The sequence below is a fragment of the Stenotrophomonas sp. S39 genome (assembly GCF_016624665.1).
Lineage (GTDB): Bacteria > Pseudomonadota > Gammaproteobacteria > Xanthomonadales > Xanthomonadaceae > Stenotrophomonas.
In genome coordinates, this window is record NZ_JACVTT010000001.1 from 162,102 (window position 1) to 180,648 (window position 18,547).

At 62.5% G+C, this 18,547-nt stretch carries 19 protein-coding genes; 7 read left to right on the top strand and 12 right to left on the bottom strand.

Features of this window, described 5'->3' with window-relative positions:
- Positions 1–101: 101 nt before the first annotated feature.
- From IAE41_RS00740 to IAE41_RS00765, 6 genes are all read right to left on the bottom strand, one after another.
- Positions 102–995, bottom strand: coding sequence for a hypothetical protein (locus IAE41_RS00740; RefSeq protein ID WP_200731620.1), 894 nt, complete (start codon positions 993–995; stop codon positions 102–104).
- Between the two features lies 1 nt (position 996).
- On the bottom strand, positions 997–1,215 hold the full coding sequence (locus tag IAE41_RS00745; protein ID WP_200731621.1) for a KTSC domain-containing protein: 219 nt from the start codon (positions 1,213–1,215) through the stop codon (positions 997–999).
- A 5-nt stretch (positions 1,216–1,220) separates the two neighbouring features.
- Positions 1,221–3,125, bottom strand: coding sequence for a DUF87 domain-containing protein (locus IAE41_RS00750; protein ID WP_200731622.1), 1,905 nt, complete (start codon positions 3,123–3,125; stop codon positions 1,221–1,223).
- A complete protein-coding gene (locus IAE41_RS22605; RefSeq protein ID WP_200731623.1) occupies positions 3,112–4,314 on the bottom strand; it encodes an SIR2 family protein in 1,203 nt (400 codons plus the stop codon). The genes IAE41_RS00750 and IAE41_RS22605 overlap by 14 nt, the downstream gene beginning before the upstream one ends.
- A 121-nt stretch (positions 4,315–4,435) precedes the next feature.
- Positions 4,436–4,687 carry a hypothetical protein gene (locus tag IAE41_RS00760; protein ID WP_200731624.1) on the bottom strand — a complete coding sequence of 84 codons (252 nt, stop codon included), beginning with the start codon at positions 4,685–4,687 and terminating at the stop codon, positions 4,436–4,438.
- Between the two features lie 204 nt (positions 4,688–4,891).
- Positions 4,892–5,335 (bottom strand): hypothetical protein, encoded by a 444-nt coding sequence (locus tag IAE41_RS00765; protein ID WP_200731625.1) that lies wholly within the window; start codon positions 5,333–5,335, stop codon positions 4,892–4,894.
- Positions 5,336–5,811: 476 nt separating this feature from the next.
- On the opposite strand from IAE41_RS00765, the gene IAE41_RS00770 reads away from it, so the two are divergent.
- A complete protein-coding gene (locus IAE41_RS00770) occupies positions 5,812–6,168 on the top strand; it encodes a hypothetical protein (RefSeq protein WP_108746681.1) in 357 nt (118 codons plus the stop codon).
- A 184-nt stretch (positions 6,169–6,352) separates the two neighbouring features.
- On the opposite strand, the gene IAE41_RS00775 is transcribed toward IAE41_RS00770, so the two are convergent.
- Positions 6,353–7,069, bottom strand: a complete 717-nt coding sequence (locus tag IAE41_RS00775; protein ID WP_234458198.1) for a hypothetical protein — start codon at positions 7,067–7,069, stop codon at positions 6,353–6,355.
- A 136-nt stretch (positions 7,070–7,205) separates the two neighbouring features.
- Between IAE41_RS00775 and IAE41_RS00780 the strand changes: the two genes are divergently transcribed.
- On the top strand, positions 7,206–7,640 hold the full coding sequence (locus tag IAE41_RS00780; protein ID WP_200731627.1) for a GNAT family N-acetyltransferase: 435 nt from the start codon (positions 7,206–7,208) through the stop codon (positions 7,638–7,640).
- Positions 7,641–7,671: 31 nt separating this feature from the next.
- Here the strand turns inward: IAE41_RS00780 and IAE41_RS00785 are convergent, their stop codons facing one another.
- The 3 genes from IAE41_RS00785 to IAE41_RS00795 all read right to left on the bottom strand — a co-directional run bounded on the left by IAE41_RS00785 (position 7,672) and on the right by IAE41_RS00795 (position 10,495).
- The gene (locus IAE41_RS00785; protein WP_200731628.1) at positions 7,672–8,712 is read right to left on the bottom strand and encodes a hypothetical protein; all 1,041 of its coding nucleotides are present in this window, start codon (positions 8,710–8,712) and stop codon (positions 7,672–7,674) included.
- Positions 8,713–8,893: 181 nt separating this feature from the next.
- Entirely contained in the window at positions 8,894–9,415 is a 522-nt protein-coding gene (locus tag IAE41_RS00790) for a hypothetical protein (protein ID WP_200731629.1), read from the bottom strand.
- 150 nt (positions 9,416–9,565) lie between these two features.
- Complete coding sequence (locus IAE41_RS00795) at positions 9,566–10,495, bottom strand: LysR family transcriptional regulator (protein ID WP_200731630.1); 930 nt, start codon at positions 10,493–10,495, stop codon at positions 9,566–9,568.
- A gap of 185 nt (positions 10,496–10,680) precedes the next feature.
- Here IAE41_RS00795 and IAE41_RS00800 point away from each other — a divergent pair, with 185 nt between their 5' ends.
- The 3 genes from IAE41_RS00800 to IAE41_RS00810 are packed head-to-tail and all read left to right on the top strand — an operon-like array spanning position 10,681 to position 14,589.
- Entirely contained in the window at positions 10,681–11,409 is a 729-nt protein-coding gene (locus tag IAE41_RS00800) for a gluconate 2-dehydrogenase subunit 3 family protein (RefSeq protein WP_200731631.1), read from the top strand.
- 5 nt (positions 11,410–11,414) lie between these two features.
- Positions 11,415–13,190, top strand: a complete 1,776-nt coding sequence (locus tag IAE41_RS00805; protein ID WP_200731632.1) for a GMC family oxidoreductase — start codon at positions 11,415–11,417, stop codon at positions 13,188–13,190.
- Positions 13,191–13,200: 10 nt separating this feature from the next.
- Entirely contained in the window at positions 13,201–14,589 is a 1,389-nt protein-coding gene (locus IAE41_RS00810; protein ID WP_200731633.1) for a cytochrome c, read from the top strand.
- Positions 14,590–14,635: 46 nt separating this feature from the next.
- Here IAE41_RS00810 and IAE41_RS00815 read toward each other — a convergent pair whose 3' ends face one another.
- On the bottom strand, positions 14,636–15,622 hold the full coding sequence (locus tag IAE41_RS00815) for a hypothetical protein (protein ID WP_325166965.1): 987 nt from the start codon (positions 15,620–15,622) through the stop codon (positions 14,636–14,638).
- 200 nt (positions 15,623–15,822) lie between these two features.
- Positions 15,823–15,969, bottom strand: coding sequence for a DUF2256 domain-containing protein (locus tag IAE41_RS00820; RefSeq protein ID WP_200731746.1), 147 nt, complete (start codon positions 15,967–15,969; stop codon positions 15,823–15,825).
- Positions 15,970–16,120: 151 nt separating this feature from the next.
- Here IAE41_RS00820 and IAE41_RS00825 point away from each other — a divergent pair, with 151 nt between their 5' ends.
- Both IAE41_RS00825 and IAE41_RS00830 read left to right on the top strand, forming a co-directional pair.
- Positions 16,121–17,680 (top strand): cryptochrome/photolyase family protein, encoded by a 1,560-nt coding sequence (locus IAE41_RS00825; protein ID WP_200731634.1) that lies wholly within the window; start codon positions 16,121–16,123, stop codon positions 17,678–17,680.
- A gap of 66 nt (positions 17,681–17,746) precedes the next feature.
- Complete coding sequence (locus tag IAE41_RS00830; RefSeq protein WP_200731635.1) at positions 17,747–18,511, top strand: EAL domain-containing protein; 765 nt, start codon at positions 17,747–17,749, stop codon at positions 18,509–18,511.
- The last annotated feature ends 36 nt before the right edge of the window (positions 18,512–18,547 follow it).

Genomic DNA, 18,547 nt, shown 5'->3' on the forward strand with positions numbered 1-18,547 from the left:
CCGTTTGAAAGGCATGGCAAGCCTGCCCTACTCACAGGTTCCGTAGCCAATCGTCAACCGTTCTCAAAGCAAGCCGATCTATCGAGCGGAACATAGAAGTCTTAAGTGCAAAGGTCGCCAATCTCGCGTTCGACGAGCCGGAAGCGTTCCTTGACATCTTCACCAGCATAGAAAGCGAGCATGTCTTCCTTGGTAAGAGTTCCCTCGGCAAGGAACTTGATGAGATAGCGCTGATTGAATTCAGCAAGAAGAATGCCCTTCTCAATCTGCGCGAGGATCTGCTTCATATTGTCGATGTTGGCGGTGACGAGGTGCTTTACCAGTGCCATATCCCGCGCGTCCTTGATTAGCCGGTTCACGATAATTCTGAGGACGTCGGTGTCGAGGTCGAGCGTCTGTGCATTAAGCGCGATGTCGCGCGCCAGCGTGTAAGCGATAGCAAGATTGCGATAGTCGCCTTTCTGGGAATCTATAATCGCGATTAGGCCGATGTTGGGGAGGAACTTCAGATCTTGGACGGCGGTTAGGATGCTGTTGTCGATGAGAGATGTGTCGAACACAATGATTCCAACCTGAGCGTCGCGATTCGCCTGTGCCTCAAGCAGCTGGCTCCAGGCGGTATCCACCTTTTTGGTGAACACATCCTTACTCTGAATGTCCCCCAAGCGAATACTCTTGTCGAACTTGCACTCGATCACGATCCGCTTTCCGCTGTCGCCGGCTAGATGGCAGACAATGAAGAGTTCCTTCTTCATGTCGAAGATCAGCTTCAGACTTTCGAGCTCGGTACCGAGCTCGTTCGCGGTCCGCGAGAGGAAGCTCGAGAGCCGGTCCTCCATGAGGGCCAGAACGCCGATATAGAGGGCCTTGTGGAGTTGCTCGTCGCGATCCACAGCGGCGAGCTTGTTGAAGAACTCGAACAGAATTCTGTTGTCGACCTCGAATGCACCAAATTGAATGCGAGTATTCTTCTGGTCGAGGCTGACGATTGACATATTAGACCCGGCTGTAACGATAGTGACCCTTGATGGACGCTGCGAGGAACTCACCCTTCGACCCCGCTTGATCGAAGGCATGAGCGATGTGCGGCGGCACGTCATAGTAGTGATAGCGGCTGCCGTTAAGGAACTCGACCTCCAGTAGCTGTTGATCCTCTTCATAGCGGATTGCGGCGATGTTTGACGAGGTAAAGGGAGCGAATTCGTGCAGAGCCATGAGTGTCATTCCTTCTTGGGTGGAGTATGGACAGGGTTTTGCTGGAGCCAAGTCTCAACAAAGTACCGGTAGTCCGCGGGGGCATGATTCTTCAAATTCCAGCCGCCCGGCGTCATCGATTCCTCTGGTGCGACTTCATCGCATATCAAAGGATCCTGGCTGTCAGGACGGCGATCCCGGGGCGGTGCCTGGATCATCGTACGCATCGGCAATCGCACTGCTTCGCCTAGAATGATCGCCTCGCCGGTCCGCAGCACTGGCAGCATGCTTGTCAGCCCCTCTAAGTTGTCCGAGAGCGCGCTGGTTACGTGTGAGCGATCGGTGGAGTTGCTTAGCCGCATCGCAAAAAATGTCCCGCACTGTGACAGGATCGTTGGGTTGATCTCAGCCGGGCGTTGGCTGACGATCATTGCGCCAATCCCATACTTTCGACCTTCCTTGACAATGCGCTGTGTAGCGATCGAAGCCGCGCCGCTTCCATCGTCACCAAGATAGCTGTGCGCTTCCTCCATTACGACGAGCAATGGCCGCTCGCGCCCGCCTTCCGACAGGTTTCGGGCCCAGAATAAGCCATCGTAGAGGACGCGAAGGATATTGCCGATGATGTCGTTCGTCACGATCGACGGGATGCCCGACAGGTCGAGAATCGTGATCGGCTTGTCGCTACCGAGCCATTGGCAGGCCAGATCGGCGAGAGTCTTGGCTGTCTTGCCTTCAGGGTCCGGGTGCCACTCACCCGCCCTCAGTAGGAAGTCGTAACGGGCCACGCGGAGTCTAGCGCCGAGCGCCTCGAGTGGCCCCCGAATGTTGAGGACATCCGGAAGCCAGTTGATCTTCTCCGGGTCGTTCGCGACATTCTTGGTCTTCCGAAAACGCGGCGGAATGCCGGCCTGGGCATCACCCACCAGCTTCGCGCCGGAGGCGTCAAGCTCATACGCCCAGTTGGCTTGATCCGTTGGGTTTGCGCCACCAGCACTGAGATAGGTTCCGAATTCCCGGCAATAGAGTGCGTGCCAGAGTTTGTTAAGTGAAAAGGGGACCGGGCTGTCTGCGGTGATGTTGGCAGGGTCCACGCCGGCGATGGGCTGGACTATGAGGCTCGCGATCTTTGCTGTGAGGATCTCCTCAAGGATGATGTTGCGGGCCTTGCCATCGGGCGGGAGGCTCCCAAACGTCACCCGTAACAGCTCATCAAAACTCAGCGCCCAGAAGGGAATGCACAGGCGGTGTTCGTTAGCATAGCGAGCGTCGGGGTTGATCTTGAAGATGTTTGCTCGATCACCGAGCGCCTTTCCATATTCGCCGTGGAGGTCGAGCACGATGATCCTTGCCGACGGGAAGCGGCTTTCGTCAGTCAATACGTTCAAGAGCCCCGCGACTGTCGTCGATTTGCCTGAGCCAGTTGTGCCGACCACAGCGCTGTGGCGGGTCACCAATTTGTTGACGTCGACCAGCGCATCAATCGACTCGCTGCCTGCGACATGGCCAAAGCGGACGAGGTGGTTCTGCTTGTCCGACCGGCCGTAGATTGCCTGGAGATCGGCTTCAGATACGAGATGCACCTCGTCCTCAAAGGTTGGATACTGCGAGATGCCGCGCTGGAACCGACCAGTCCGGTAGCCCTCACCTATTAGTTGAACCGTCATCCACCGTAGGCCATTCGGCATCGAAAGCGCCGCCTTCTCCGGGACCGCGCTCGCCCCCACCTGCGAGACAATGCCGTATAGATCGACGTAACCGACCGGAATTTTAACGAAACTACCGATCTGGCCAATCTTGTGTCCTTGGCCCTGAACGAAGCTCAGGCCCGAGAATCGGTCCGAAGTCAACGTGACGCTGACCGACGTGCCACTTACGTCCTGAACCGTCCCGATGACGGTCGCCCGGTCGGCAATGTCAGTCCGGATCATTGCTCACCCCATCACCGGAAAGGCCACGCAATAGCATGCCTAGCGCGGCAAAGTCCCCGAGCCGCAGGGTCACCTTGTCGCCGTCCTTCACGAGGATGCTAGGCGGCAATGCCAGGTCGTCCGTCCATTCGCCCGACCACTCACCTAATGTGCGGCCAATGATCGCCTTGTCGAATCCAAGAAGGGTTAGATTGGGAGTCGCCAGTGCGCATTGGCGCGCAAGCCTGTAATTATCCCACCCAAGCTCACCAAATACGCACGCGAACACATGCGCGGTCGGATTAGCTTCGAGGCTACGGCAAATAACATCGTTAATGTGCTCGTCGGCGAACGAGTAGCCGCAGATGAACAGAAGCGACGACGGCGCGAGCAAGAAAGCCTTAAGTCGATCCAACATCGCGAGATACGGCATCTTGCGGCTCTGGTCATACTTGAGGTGCGATGGGTAAATCAGATAACTCTGTTTGCCGGTCTTTTCGTCGCTGCGCACGACATCAGTGTTGCCTTCGAGGCGCCAGTTGAGCGAGCCGTGGATCTTCCAGAGCCGTGTCCAGCGCGGCGGCAGCAACCCCTCATCCTCGACCGCTCCGAGGTCGAAAAAGGCTTTTCGCGCACCGATGAAGCCATCAAAATAGGGTGCCGAGCTCTCCTCGAGCGCCTGCTCCATCAACAGGTCATAGTTGGTCGTGAAAATATGGACCGGCCGCTCGCGACGAATCGAACGACTCCAGATCGCAAGGTTATGATAGGGGCTGTCCTTTCCCGGAAGTTCGCGCTGGACTTCTTTGGAGATCACTTCGCAGACTTTCGCGTCAAGTGCGATGAGCTCGGCTGCAGTCAGTCCGCGCACATCGCCTGCACCGGCGACGCTGGCAAACACGCGGATGCGGCTGAGCAGAAGCTCAATGTTTCCGCCATCCCCACCATCATCGGTGACGATCTTTACGATCTTGTCCCAGGACGCTGGGTTCTCGACGTCCTTGCTGGATAGCTCATTGGCTATCACCCTCGTTAACCCCGCCACGTCCCAGATCAGAGGGTCGGTTATAGTCTTTCCGTCCTCCTCCCGTTCGTTGACGCGGATCGATAGCGGACACCCCGCGCCCAGGAAGAACCCTATCGGCTTGCGGTTCTGCGACAAGGCTTGTTGAATGAAGCTGATTTGACGGCCCGGATCGTGTTTATGCACCTTGCCCCCTGGCATGCATCAATGAAGAATCACCTTTTGTCGAGCGCTATAAGATAAGCCTAGTTGCATACTGCTTCCAAGTGCCCCGTGAGAGTTTCTCCCTCTCCCCCGGCCAACCCTATCAGGGCGAGCGCCACGCAGTCCCCAGCCCGTGCCCAATCACATAGAACTCAGCAATCCCGGTCACGCCCAGAAACGCCCAGGCCACCCAATTGAGCGCCTCAAGCGAAAGCCCCAAAGGAACCTGCAGGGCGTCGGCGGCTGCTAATGTCAGTAGAGAGAACGGCAGCGTCACCATCACGATCAGATAGATGTAGTCCCCACTGCCCGTTACGTCGCCCAGCAGGCAGGCCAGGTACAGGACGGCGAACACTGCCGCCCCCCACCTGCCCGATCTGGACCATGCCATGCCCAGGATGGAACCCCATTCAATGGGGTAATGGCGTGCTCTCTTCGGCAGGGTCGCTGCCTTGCGTGGTGCACGGCGAACTCGACTGATCATGGGCATCCCTTGGGCGAGTGGATCGTCGTCCAGATAAAGTCAGTACGTCAAGGGTCCATGCTTTGCGGCTTCGGGTCAGGCGCCTGCCACCTTGCTCAGCAGATTGACTAGGACGCCCTCGCCCATGCGCTTCGCTGCCCGAATCGCAGGGTGAGCAGGCTTTCTCAACTGCGGAAGGTAGGCATGGCAGCCCGTCTTGAAAGTGAAGTGCTGGGCCATGAAATACAGTTCCGCGGCGATGGCCCCCTCATCGGAACCTGCGCCGTGCAGACGCACATAGCGCTCCAACGCAAGCGTCGTAATGTTCGTTCCCAGTACGTCTGTCTGTCGCTGGCGATCACCTTGCCAATAGACACGAATCCAGCCCTCGTCTTCCGTGTCTTCATCCGCACTGAAAGGCAGGAAGAGCGTGCCATCGTGCAGGCTGCGAGCGCACCAGAACTCGCCATGCCGTTCGCCCCAGTAAAGGGGAGCCAGGTTGGCAATGAACCCGACGATTGCAGTGCTTTTGTTGCTCAAGGGTCCTTCTCCGATTGCTGACGGCCGCCAACGGAAGTGTGTCGTATTTGGCGCACTCAGCGGAACGGTTCGCAAGTGATTGTGGCAACTGAGGCGTTGCGGGCTGGCGGCCGCCAGCCTTTGTGTGGCCTGCGTCTTGCCGCCCTCCACTGCCATGCGACAATGCTGAAAGCGTCAGGGGGATTGGCGGATTTGACCCCAAGCCCTAGCCACAGCGCACAACCGGGCGTAATCCTAGCCGGGCCACCGAAAACGGGTGGTCGGGGCCTCGAAATCCCCGGTTGTGCAATTGTGAAAAGCGCTTGTCAGCCGGCATCACTCTGCGTGATGCCGGCTGGCAATCCGTCGGCCGGCTATGGCGGGCGGTGCGTGGAGGCCTTGTGCCTGCCGGGATGATTGCACACCGGATTTCGAGCCACGCATCGTCCGCCACCTTTATCGGTGGCGGCTTCTGTCTGCACGCAAGGAGCTACGTCATGACCAAGTCCTACTCCCCTGCCCCCAAGCCCACTCCGGAAGCTCCCGCTTCAGAGCCGGCGCAGGATCCCAACAGCCTTGTCGCCCTCCTCCACAGCATCGGCGCCGGTGGTGCGTCCGATGGCCAGCCCTGGCCGGAGCGCCATCCCCTGCCCTGGCGCAGGATCGCCCTTGCCGATGCGGATTGCGCATTGGCGGGCCAGCGCGTCATCCAGGAAATCCTGCTGGCGGCCGAGCGCGCTCGCCAGAACGGCGATCCGGACCAGTACGTGGGCGACCGGGTGATGGAGGGCCTCGCCATGGCCTGCCTCGCCCTGACGGTATTCATCCAGGAACGGGTACGGCCCGCGACCTGATCGGGGCATCCGATCTGGCTGGGCCTGCGCTCGCGTGGGCCCGGCTGGTGGAGCAGTCAGCAAGCTCGACTCTACCGGGTCCAGCCTGGCTATGGCGGTCTCTACTCAGGAGCGAGTGCATCCGATCTGGTTGGACCTGCGCTCGCGTGGGTCCGGCTGGTGGAGCAGTCGAGCAAGCTCGACGCTACGGGGTCTGCGGGTCGGCTTCGGGTTCCTGCAGGGAGGCTTCGAGCAGGCTGATATAGGTTTCCAGACGGATGCGCTGGCCGATCAGCAGCCAAGCCATCGCATATAGAAGAATCATGGCAAAGATAAGAATGCCGCCTGCGAAGCCCACATCGAAGACGCCCGCCCAACCGTTCTTCTCCCAGCTTCGGTATTGCACGTAGAGGGCAACCAGCAGAGGGAATGGCCCCAGCCGTTGTACGCCGCCATACATCAGGCCCATACGGTCAATCATGCTCGTTTTGAGGGTGCTGACGTAACGTAGGCGCTGCTCACGCTGGATGCGAGGGAAGCGGCGAATGTCGGCAAGGACGGATTCCCATTGCAGATACTCGCTGTCCATCTCCCGGGCGTGGGATAGCCTGGGCTGCAGATACTGCTGGTATTGCCTCTTCCCCGACAGTACACCGTGGACGGCGAACCCTCCCAGTTCAATCACCAGGCAAATGAGCGTGACTGGCAGAAGGATGCTGACCGGTACCCAGCGGTCGAGCAGAAACCCCGTGACTAGCCCGACCAAGCCTGCGACAGCCCCAACCCGTAAGGACCAGCGCTCGACCGGCCCTGCCTTGGGGTAAATGCTGTGGTCCACCAGCCCCTGCACGCGCGCGTAGAGCCAGTGAAACGTAAGGACTTCTTTCGCGGCCCGCTCTGGCTGCGGAGTGCCGCTGCTCATCTGCATATCCATTGCGTGTCTCGTCCTATCCCGGAAGGCGTCTCTTACCAAGCCATCTTAGCGTTTACGGGCTGGCGTCCGGCCCGTGCCGGGTTGTAGCTTACGGGTAGGGAAGATCAACAGCGAAGGATGTTGCATGGATGCTGGGGGTATTGGAAAGCGTGGTTATGCGCTTGCGGAGGCTGCCCCGGCAGAGGTTGAGCGACTGTGCGCATCGCTGCAGGCGTTCAATCAGCCCTTCGTGGGTGACGCTGCGGAGACTCACATCCGCTTGGTGGTGCGGGATCGCGACGGTGCTCTGCTGGGCGGCATTCTTGCCGAAGTGGCGTTGGGCTGGCTGGAGATTCAGGTGTTGTGGGTCGAGCCCGGTGAGAGATCGAGTGGTGTGGGGGCTACCCTGCTGACGGCATGCGAACGCCGGGCGTGTGCGCTGGGCGCGCATGGTGCGCGGCTGGATACGTTTGATTGGCAGGCAGAGGGGTTTTACGCGCGGCACGGGTATGTGTGCTTTGGCCGGTTACAGGATTACCCGCGTGGGCATGCGAGGGTTTTCATGAGCAAGCGGTTGTAGGCAAACGACAGTCGAGCAAGCTCGACTCTACTCAGTCGGAATCCCAGTAGCGATTGAAACGCCCTGTCTTCTGGTCGTAGAGGAAGAACGAAGTGCTGCTGCCCTCGCGGAAGTAGTTGAGCGCCGGTGTGCGGCTGCAGATCTTTCCACTGGCATCAACAAGGTCGTTCACGGTGTTGTAGTCGTGACAGCCTGGTGCGCGCACCATCAGCCCCATGTCGTCATAGGAGTCTTCGAGATCGTCATCGACAAGAATGTGGCACTTGGACGGCGAGTTCGGATTCTTCTTGCCAAAGCAGACCCTCAGCCCTGAGTGGTGCCTGGCGCGATCAATGACCAGCGTTGCTTCGTCCTTCAAGCCGTCCCCGTTCATGTCGAGGCTTACTTTGGCGAAGGCGGTAGGCGACGCTCGTCGCCATTCGTCCTGCTTTTTGAGGCCTTCAATACTGACTGTCTCCCAATTGCGATGCCCGCCGGGTGCAATGCGCGTTCCCGTGCTCGGGACTCTCTCGGAGTTCTGCTGCTGCTGTGAGCAGGGCCGCCCCATGTACCAGGCGTATGCCCAAGCCGCGAAGCGCAGATGGTCGGCGTGGCTCTCCGCGCCATATGAGTACTGCAGGTGCAATTCATCCATCTGCATTTCTGCACGGTAGATACCCCTGCTCGGTGAGTCGTTCGACCATGCGGTGGCAAGCACCTCCTGTCCGCAGGGCCCCATGAAGCGAAGCATGCTGAGCACCTGGGACCCGCTGGCGCGTTCCAGTCGCTCGAACCCATCGCCTTCATCAGTGACGCGCTCATCGCCTCGAAGTGATAATGAAGAAGGCAGCGTGGCGCCGACGCCCACAAGCACGCGGAGGGTTGTCCATGGCGTCCCTGCCGCTCTGCCCGGTCCTTCCCTTACGCGGCCGTCGTCGCGGTTGAGGTAGACCACCACGGCGTTGCCGCCAGCCGGGTCAACGCCGGGCCGCAGCAGGTAGGGGCGGAGCATCACATGCACCGGGCGCTGGGGTGGCGGGTCCTGGCATGCGGCCAGGACCGCCAGAAGCGGAAGCAGGATGAAGCGCAGCATTTGTACGAATGGCCTCATTGATTGAGTGGTGTGAGCAGGTGCCGCAGTTACCAGGCGTAGTCAGCGCTCGCGCATCGCGTCGCCTGCATGCTGGCGCAATGGACTCAGCAGGTAGTCGATGACTCGGCGTTTCCCGGTTTTGATCTCGGCGCTGAGGCTGATGCCGATGGTGGCTTCGACCTCAATCCGAATCCCAGTAGCGATTGAAGCGCCCTGTCTTCTGATCGAAGAGAAAGAAAGAGGACGCGCTGCCGACACGGAAATACTCAAGTGCTTGTGCGCGACTGCAGACCCTTCCGCTGGCGTCAACAAGGTCATTCACGGTGTTATAGAGGTGGCAGCCTGGAGCGCGCACGTCCAGTCCCATGATGTCGTAGCCGTCTTCCAGATTGTCATCGACAAGAATGTGGCACTGGGGCGGCGAGTTCGGATCCTTCCTGCCAAAGCAGACTCTCAGCCCTGAGTGGTGCCTGGCACGATCGACGACCAGGGTTGCTTCGTCCTTCAAGCCGTCGCCGTTCATGTCGAGGCTTACTTTGGCGAATGCGGTGGGCGATGTTCGTCGCCATTCTTCCTGCTTCTTGAGGTCTTCAATGCTGACCGCTTTCCAGCCCGCCGAAGGTTCACCTGACCTGGTTGCCAGCGGTGCAGCGAGCGTCACTGCCAAGGCGGCGGCTGCGCTCAGGGAAGTAAATCGACTCATGGCTATCCGTGGCCTTCTTGAGGGATTTTGCTCCTGCCAGCATATACATTATGGGCCACGCCAATACCACCATGCGGGTGCGGGATCCCGCGGGGCTGCGAGGGAAGCAGTCGAGCAAGCTCGACTCTACGGTTCGTCGGCGCTGGGTGATTAACCGGGGGAGGTGTTCGGGCCGGTTGCGTAGCGCCAGGCGATGGTGCTCTGCAGGTGGCGCTGCAGGTGGTCGAGGAACACGCGCACCCGGGGCGCCAACTGCTTGCCGGGGCCATGCACGGCACTCAGTGGTGAGGTGGCCAGTGCGTGGTCGGGCAGCACCTCCACCAGCCGGCCGGCCTGCAGATCCTCGGCCACATCCCAGATGGATTTCCGCGCAATGCCGGCGCCCTGCACGGCCATCAACTGCGCCACTTCGCCGTCATCGCACAGGGTCGTGGCGTTGACCGGTACGGCAATGGTCCGGCTGCCTTCCAGGAAGCGCCAATGGCTGACCGGCGGGTTGCCGCTGGCGATGCAGTCGTGGCCCTGCAGATCGGCAATGCGGCCCGGCACGCCCCGCCGCTGCAGATACTCGGGCGACGCGCACAGCACCCGCCGGTTGGGGGCCAGTTGCCGCGCCACCAGGCGCGAATCGTCCAGCGTGCCGTAGCGCAGGGCCAGTTCGATGCCCTCCCCCACCAGGTCCACCACTTCATCGCGCAGTGAGAGGTGTACCCGCACACCCGGATGGGCCTTCTGGAAGCTGCGCACCGCCGGCACCACGTGGCGGCGGCCAAACCCGTTGGGCGCGGTCAACCGCAGCACGCCGGCCACCACATCCTGGCGCTGCTCCAGGGCAGCTTCTGCGGCCTCCACGGCATCCAGCACATTCTGGCAGTGCACGCGAAACAACTGCCCCTCATCGGTGAGTGAGGCGCGCCGCGTACTACGGTTGAGAAGGCGGACTTTCAGCCTGCGCTCCAGCGAGGTCAGCCGCTTGCTGACCACCGCCAGGGACACCCCCAGGTCGCGCGCAGCGGCAGACAGGCTGCCGCCGTGGACGATGCGCTCAAAGGTGCGCAGCTCGTGGAGGTCATCGATCACGGCACTTCTTTCCGTTGCGGCAATAGTTCCTTTCCCATATTGCCATTACGGAAAGTGTGCTGCATCCACACAATGGGTTCATCAACGGTGCCGGGTTCTGCCTGGCCCCGCTCTGTGAATGCGCACGCGGTCGCGACAGCAAGCGCGCGATGCTTCACAACAGCCACCCTGCAGGTAGCCAGACAATGAAAGACGATCCCGACAAGACCCTGCCGGCGCTCACGCGCCGCCGCTTTTTCCAGGGCCTCACCCTTATCCCCGTTGCCGCAGCGCTACCGGGCTGCGCCCCGGGTGATGCCCCCGGCCAGGCCGCGCCCCGCGCCGATGCGGGCACGCCGTATGCCCCGCAGTTCTTCACGACGGCAGAGTGGGCCTTCGTGGTGGCGGCCTGCGACCGGCTGATTCCCTCGGATGAGGTGGGGCCCGGTGCGGTGGAATCGGGCGTGCCCGAGTTCCTCGACCGCCACATGCAGACACCCTACGCCGCCGGGGATATCTGGTACATGCAGGGCCCCTTCCTGGAAGCGCCCAGCGAGTTTGGCTACCAGGGCAAGCTGGCGCTGCGCGACATCCTGCGCGTGGGCATTGCTGCATTTGATGCGCAGTGCCGCCAGCAGCACCAGGGCAAGACCTTTGCGCAGCTGGACCACGCCGAGCAGGAAACGCTGCTGAAGGCGGCCGAGGGCGGCAAGCTCGAGCTGGAAGGCATTTCCAGCAAGTTGTTCTTCTCCAACCTGCTGGGTGAGGTGAAGAACGGCTACTTCGCCGATCCCAAGTACGGCGCGAACAAGGATATGGGGGCCTGGAAGATGATCGGCTACCCCGGCATGCGCGCTGATTACCTGGATTGGATTGGTGTACGGGACAAGGCCTACCCCTTGCCGCCCGTGGACCTGGCTGGACGGAGAGGCTGAAGCAGATGGCACTTGTGAAACCGAAGGTCGACGCGGTCATCGTCGGCATGGGCTGGACGGGCGCGATCCTGGCCAAGGAACTGACCGATGCGGGCCTGCATGTGGTGGCGCTGGAGCGCGGCGGCGACCGCGATACCCAGCCTGATTTCGCCTACCCCAACGTGGTGGATGAGCTGGAAGGTTCAGTACACCGGCGTTATCTGCAGAGCCTGTCACAGGAAACGGTGACCATCCGCCACAAGACTTCCGATACGGCTGTGCCCTACCGGCAGATGGGCTCGTTCAAGCCGGGTACCGGTGTGGGCGGTGCAGGCAGCCATTGGTCAGGCGCGCATTTCCGGCCGCTGCCGGAAGACATGAAGCTGCGCAGCAACGTGGAAGAGCGCTATGGCAAGGCCTTCATTCCGGCCGACATGACCATCCAGGATTTCCCGGTGACCTACGCCGAGCTGGAGCCGCACCTGCATATGTTCGAGCTGGTGTGCGGCACCTCCGGCAAGGCCGGTGTCATCAACGGTGTGGTGCAGCAGGGTGGCAACCCGTTCGAGGGCTCGCGCTCGGCCGAATATCCGCTGGGCCCCAATCCCAATTACTTGGGCGGTGAGCTGTTCTACAAGGCGGCCAAGGAAATGGGCTGGCACCCCTACCCCATCCCGGCCTCCAACGCTTCCGGCCCGTACGTGAACCCGTATGGCTGCCAGCTGGGGCCGTGCAACGCGTGCGGTTTCTGCAGTGATTACGGCTGCCTGAACTATTCCAAGGCCAGCCCGAATGCCTGCATCCTGCCGGTGCTGCGCCAGCGCCCGAAGTTCGAGCTGCGCACCCATTCGCAGGTGCTGAAGGTGAATCTGGATGGCAGCCGCAGCAAGGCCACGGGCGTGACCTACCTTGACGCGCAGGGCCGCGAAGTGGAGCAGCCGGCGGACATGGTGCTGCTGTGCGCGTTCCAGCTCTACAACGTGCACCTGATGCTGCTGTCCGGCATTGGCCAGCCCTACGACCCGGAAAGCAATACCGGTACGGTGGGCCGCAACTATTCCTACCAGAACCTCAACCGGGTGGTGCTGTTCTTTGACGAGACGGTGCAGGCCAACGGTTTCATCGGCATTGGCGGTGCGGGCACCACCATGGACGACCTCAACGGCAACCAGCTGGACAACGCCAAGGCGGGCTTTGTGGGCGGCGGTCTGGTGTGGGCGCGGCAGCCCGGTGCGGGCCCGGTGCGTGGCATCAACGTGCCCAGCGGTACGCCCGCCTGGGGCGCGAAGTGGAAGAAGGCGGCGGCGGACAACTTCCGCCACAACTTCTATTACGAGGTGCAGGGCGCGTGCATGTCCTACCGGCAGCACTACCTGAGCCTTGACCCGACCTACAAGGATGCTTTCGGCCGGCCGCTGCTGCGCATGACCTTCGATTGGCACCCCAACGAGATCAAGGCCTCGCAGTTCTTCGTGGACAAGGCCATGCAGATGAGCAAGGTGCTGGACCCGCTTTCGATGAGCGGCGATGCCAAGAAGGACGGCGAGCGCTACAACATCACCAAGTACCAGAGCACGCACACCTGTGGCGGCGCGATCATGGGCGCGGACCCGAAGACCTCCGCGCTCAACCGCTACCTGCAGAGCTGGGATGTCTCCAACGTTTTCGTGATTGGCGCCAACGCCTTCCCGCAGAACAACGGTTACAACCCCACCGGCCTGGTGGGCGGGCTGGCGTACTGGGCGGCCACGGCCATCCGTGAAAAGTACCTGCCCGACCCGGGCCCGCTGGTGCAGGCCTGAGGACGCGACCATGAAGAAGCTGTTCCTCTGGATGATGGCGGTTGGCCTGGTCGTGTTGCTGGCGGCCCTCGCCTACGCGTTTGTGCCGACCAGAACCCGTGTACTGGCCGATGGCCCTGCGCCCGATGGGGCCCTGATTGAACGCGGCCGCTACCTGGCGGCGGCGGGCGACTGCACCGCCTGCCACACGCGGCCGGGTGGAAAACCGTTTGCCGGCGGGCTGCCGGTGGCCTCGCCGCTGGGCAACATCTACAGCACCAACATCACCCCGGACAAGGACACCGGCATTGGTGGCTATTCGCTGGATGACTTTGATCGCGCGGTGCGGCATGGCATCGCACCCGATGGCCGCACCCTGTACCCGGCCATGCCCTACCCCTCGTATGCGCGCATCACCGATGAGGATGTGCGGGCGCTGCATGCCTACTTCCTGCACGGTGATATTGCCCCGGTGAAGGAAGCGAACAAGCCGGTGGAGATCACCTGGCCGCTGTCGATGCGCTGGCCGTTGGCCATCTGGCGCAAGACCTTCGCGCCACAGGCCGATGCGGTGGCCTTCGATGCCAGCCGCTACAGCGATGCGCAGCTGGCACGGGGCGCCTACCTGGTGCAGGGCCTTGGTCATTGCGGCAGCTGCCACACGCCGCGCGGGTTTGCACTGCAGGAAAAGGCACTGGACGAATCCGGCGCTGCATACCTCAGTGGTGGCCAGATCATCGATGGCTGGAACGCGGTGAACCTGCGTGGCAACCCGGCCGATGGCTTGGGCCGCTGGAGCGAGCAGGACATCGTGGACACGCTGCAGACCGGCCGCAACGCGCACAGCACCGTTGTGGGTACGCCGATGGCCGACGTGGTGGTGCACAGCACGCAGAAGCTGACCGAGGAAGATCTGCGGGCCATGGCGGTGTACCTGAAGCAGTTGCCGGGCAGTGGTCATGACCCCTCCTCGTTTGCTGCCAGCGATGCCACCGCGCGCAAGCTGCAGGCCGGTATCAACGACAGCCGCGGTGCCGAGCTGTTTGTGGACAACTGCGCGGCCTGCCACCGCACCGATGCCCACGGTTACAAGGACGTGTTCCCGTCCATTGCGGGTAACCCGACGGTGCTGGCGGACGACCCGACCTCGGTGGTGCGCCTGCTGCTGCACGGCAGCGCGTTGCCCTCCACCGACAAACGCCCCTCCAACCTGGGCATGCCGGGCTTTGCCGAGCGCCTGAGCGATGAAGAGATCGCCCAGCTGGCGACCTTCATCCGCCAGGAATTTGGCAACACGGCGTCTGCAGTGGATGCGGGACAGGCCAGGAAGGTGCGGGCGCAGTTGCAGAAGGAGCAGAAGCACGCTTCAGCAGCGCACGACCCGACCGATGCTTCTGACGATGAGGCGCCTGCCAAGTAAGCAAAGCGCCAGAGAGGTGGCGCGCCGGGATCAGCCCCGGCGCGCCTCAGAAGTAGAAGCCGATGTTGACGTTCAACCGGGAATGCCAACGCGAGGGGCCACCATCGTTGATGCCGATGCCTTCGCCGCCGGCAAACCACATGTCACGGCCTGCAATCCAGTCGACGTAGGTGGTCATGATGCCCTTCTGCAGGCTGCAGCCGGTGACGTTCTGCCACGAGTCGCGGGTGCCGGCGCTGTGCCCCACCGGGCGCGTCATGCTGAGGTTGTTGTAGCAGGTCAGGTCATCCAGCCGACCCTTTCGCGCAAACGAATAGGCGATGTTGGCACTCGGCACATCGGCCTGCGCTGCAATCTCGAACGGCGCCTGGAAGGCTGACATGGCGATGCGCTCGCCGGGGATGTCGTAGCGGTAACGGGCCCACTGCAGCTGCGTCGTCCAGCCATCGCGCTTCCACTGTGCGTGCACGGCTGCGCCCTGGTGACCGTGATGTCGGCGCGTCTGCGTGTTCTGCACCTTGCCCGCAAAGGCCGATGCACCCAGCAGCAGCTCGCCGCCTGCCCAGGCATGCGCCTGCTCTACCCGTGCATGCAACCGCTGCCGCTCGCGGTATGGCAGTGCGTCGGTCTGCGCCACATCGAACGAATAGCGATCGTAGCGGGCACCGGAGCCGTATTCGTCGCCGGAGAACCAGCCGACATGCCAGGTGGTGTCGCCACGGGTGTGCACCAGCACCAGGCCGGGGTCGTAGTCATCCTCGATGCCCAGGTAATAGCCGGAGCCGAACCAGAAGCTCTGCGAGGCGGTAGGCAGCAGCCCGAAGGGCACCTGCTGGATGCCGGCCTTCAGCTGGGTCTGGTCAGTGAACTGCCAGCCTGCATAGGCGTGATGCACGGCGTGGAAGCCGTCGTACCAGCGGTACTGCGCGGAAAAGGAGAAGGGGCCGGCCCCGGCATCCAAGTCTGCCTGCAGCAGTTCCAGCTGCAGGCGGCTGGTGGGCGCGTAGTCCAGCCAGCCATAGTTGAAGCGCACGGCGCCGCCGGGCTCGAAATAAGGTGTTGCATTCCGGCTGCGCTCTGATGCGCTGGCCTGGAACGTGATGCCTGCCAATACCGTGGCAACAACAAAGGAAATGGGTCTCACGAGGGCGCCGCACGCCTCCCTGTTCTGCGGGGAAAGCGCGCTAGTGTGCTGTAGCTGCGATGAAAGATGCGTCTGCTTGCAGCGCGCGCTCAGTGGCTGGGATGGCCCCGCTGCTGACGGCAGCGGTCTGAACAGTAGCGCACGTTGTCCCAGTCCAGCGCCCACCTGCGGCGCCAGGCAAACGGCCGACCGCAGGCGGCGCAGATTTTCTGCGGGAGGTCTGCCTTCTTCCTCATCTTCGCCATGCGCGCGTCCTCCTTTCAACGTGCCCTTGCCTACGCATTGAACGGGCCGCCGGATGCATCCGGAACGCCCTTGGGCGCGTAGACGTTCAGAAAGCCCAGTCTCATCCCCTGCGACCTGCCAATGCCCTTGAACCAGCCGCCGATGGCTATCTCTGGTACTCGCGATGATTCCGCGGCCTGCCTGCGGCTGGTGCTGGGCGACCAGCTCAACCTCGAGCACCCCTGGCTTTCCGAACAGCGGGACGACGTGGTGTATGTGCTGATGGAGATCCGCCAAGAGACGGATTATGTGTTGCATCACGCGCAGAAGATCCTGGCCATCTTTGCGGCGATGCGGCGCTTCGCGTCGCAGTTGCGCGAGGCCGGGCACCGGGTCTGCTATCTGGCCATTGATGATCCGTTGAACCGCCAGTCCCTGCCGGACAACCTGAGCGCGCTGCTGCAGCGCTACGCGGCCGAAGCGCTGGAATACCAGGCGCCGGACGAATGGCGGCTGGACCAGCAACTGCGCGGGTACGCGGCGCAGCAGACCATTGCCGTGCGCTGCGTGGACTCCGCACACTTCCTGACCACCCGAGAGGAAGTTGCGGAGTTCTTCGGCAACCGCCCTCAGTGGACGATGGAGGCGTTCTACCGCTATATGCGGCAGCGTCATGGCGTGCTGGTCGAGCCCGATGGCAGCCCAGTGGGCGGGCGCTGGAACTTCGACGCGGAGAACCGCAAGCCCTGGCGGGGCGACCCACCCGAGCCACCGGACCTGCGGCCACGCCATGACCTGAGTGCGCTTTGGCAGGCGATTGCCCAGGCCGGCGTGGCGAGCGTCGGTGATCCGCAGGCCGATGCGCTGCGCTGGCCGCTGGATCGCAGCGAGGCGCTGCAGCAGCTCGACGCCTTCATCGAACACGGCCTGCCGACGTTTGGCGATTACCAGGATGCGATCAGTGCGCAGGCATCGCGCCTGTTCCATTCGCTGCTGTCATTTGCCCTGAACGTGAAGATGCTCTCGCCGTGGGAAGTGATTGCACGTGCGCAGCAGGCTGGCCAGCAGGGCCTGGCGCCGCTGGCTTCGGTGGAGGGCTTCATCCGCCAGATTCTGGGGTGGCGCGAGTACGTGCGTGGCGTGTACTGGGCGCGGATGCCGGGCTACGAGCACAGCAACGCCTTCGGCCATGGCCGCCCGTTGCCGGAATGGTTCTGGACCGGAAACACCCGCATGGCCTGCGTACGCGCTGCGATCGGGCGCTCGCTGGTCAATGCCAATGCCCACCATATCGAACGGCTGATGGTGATCGGCAATTTTGCCCTGCTGGCCGGGCTGGACCCGCACGCCCTGCACCAGTGGTATCTGGGCGTCTACATCGACGCGTTCGAGTGGGTGGAGCTGCCCAACACCGTTGGCATGAGCCAGTTCGCCGATGGCGGCCTGCTGGCGACCAAACCGTACATTTCTGCAGCGGCCTACCTGCACCGGATGGGCAACCACTGTGGCCGTTGCCCCTACCGGCAGGATCAGCCGACCGGCCCCAGGGCCTGCCCGTTCAATGCGCTCTACTGGGATTTTCTGGCCCGCAATGCGGATGCGCTGAGCGGCAACCCCCGACTGGACATGCCCTACCGGCAGTTGGCGCGGATGCCTGCCAGCCGCCGCGACGCGCTGGCCCAGCAGGCTGACGCGCTGCGGCGCAACCTTGACGCGCTGTAGCCTGCACTTCGCCTTGTCGCGGTGGGCAGTAGGCTGGGGGCTCCTGCCGCCCAAAGGCCGCACCGCATGCCCAGCCCCGACCGACCTGCCGGATGCGCCCTCTGCCGCAATGCAGAGCCACTGCCGTTCGAGTTCAGTTACGCGTTCCAGCCGATCGTGGACACCCGCGCACGCCGGATCTACGCGCACGAAGCGCTGGTGCGCGGCACCGCAGGTGAGTCTGCCCATTCGGTGCTGTCGCAGGTGGTTGCCGAGCAGCAGTACGCGTTCGACCAGGCGTGCCGGGAAAAGGCGATCCGGATTGCCGCCTCGCTGCAGATGCAGTCCCATCTGTCGATCAACTTCCTGCCCAACGCCATTTACCGGCCCGAGGTGTGCATCCGCTCGACGCTGGAGGCTGCGCGCCGGTATGGCTTCCCGATCGAGCGCATCATCTTCGAGACGGTGGAAGGCGAGAAGATCGACGATGGCAGGTGGCTGGCGGAGATCCTGACGGAGTACAAGCGCATCGGTTTCAAGACGGCGATTGACGATTTCGGGGCGGGGTTTGCCGGGCTGAACCTGCTGGCCGACTTCCAGCCGGATATCGTCAAGCTGGACATGGCCCTGGTGCAGGGCATCGACCGCAGCCCGTCGCGACGCGCGATTGTTGCCGGGGTGGTGGCCATCTGCCGCCAGCTTTCCATCGAGGTGATTGCCGAGGGCATCGAGACAGGCGACGAGGCGCGCTGCCTGTCCGATCTGGGCATCACGCTGATGCAGGGGTACTGGTTTGCGCGTCCCCGGTTTGAGGCGGCCGCTTCCGAGGCGGATATTGCCTGGGAGGCCTGAGCGCCACACCGCCATCACGGGGTGACGCGCATAACA

Coding starts and splice junctions, on each gene's coding strand:
- IAE41_RS00820 (WP_200731746.1), bottom strand. CDS start 15,969: ATGAGGAAGAAGGCAGACCTCCCGCAGAAAATCTGCGCCGCCTGCGGT.
- IAE41_RS00745 (WP_200731621.1), bottom strand. CDS start 1,215: ATGGCTCTGCACGAATTCGCTCCCTTTACCTCGTCAAACATCGCCGCA.
- IAE41_RS00775 (WP_234458198.1), bottom strand. CDS start 7,069: ATGAGCAGCGGCACTCCGCAGCCAGAGCGGGCCGCGAAAGAAGTCCTT.
- IAE41_RS00800 (WP_200731631.1), top strand. CDS start 10,681: ATGAAAGACGATCCCGACAAGACCCTGCCGGCGCTCACGCGCCGCCGC.
- IAE41_RS00740 (WP_200731620.1), bottom strand. CDS start 995: ATGTCAATCGTCAGCCTCGACCAGAAGAATACTCGCATTCAATTTGGT.
- IAE41_RS00790 (WP_200731629.1), bottom strand. CDS start 9,415: ATGAGTCGATTTACTTCCCTGAGCGCAGCCGCCGCCTTGGCAGTGACG.
- IAE41_RS00825 (WP_200731634.1), top strand. CDS start 16,121: ATGGCTATCTCTGGTACTCGCGATGATTCCGCGGCCTGCCTGCGGCTG.
- IAE41_RS00770 (WP_108746681.1), top strand. CDS start 5,812: ATGACCAAGTCCTACTCCCCTGCCCCCAAGCCCACTCCGGAAGCTCCC.
- IAE41_RS00830 (WP_200731635.1), top strand. CDS start 17,747: ATGCCCAGCCCCGACCGACCTGCCGGATGCGCCCTCTGCCGCAATGCA.
- IAE41_RS00750 (WP_200731622.1), bottom strand. CDS start 3,125: ATGATCCGGACTGACATTGCCGACCGGGCGACCGTCATCGGGACGGTT.
- IAE41_RS00805 (WP_200731632.1), top strand. CDS start 11,415: ATGGCACTTGTGAAACCGAAGGTCGACGCGGTCATCGTCGGCATGGGC.
- IAE41_RS00785 (WP_200731628.1), bottom strand. CDS start 8,712: ATGCTGCGCTTCATCCTGCTTCCGCTTCTGGCGGTCCTGGCCGCATGC.
- IAE41_RS00810 (WP_200731633.1), top strand. CDS start 13,201: ATGAAGAAGCTGTTCCTCTGGATGATGGCGGTTGGCCTGGTCGTGTTG.
- IAE41_RS00780 (WP_200731627.1), top strand. CDS start 7,206: ATGGATGCTGGGGGTATTGGAAAGCGTGGTTATGCGCTTGCGGAGGCT.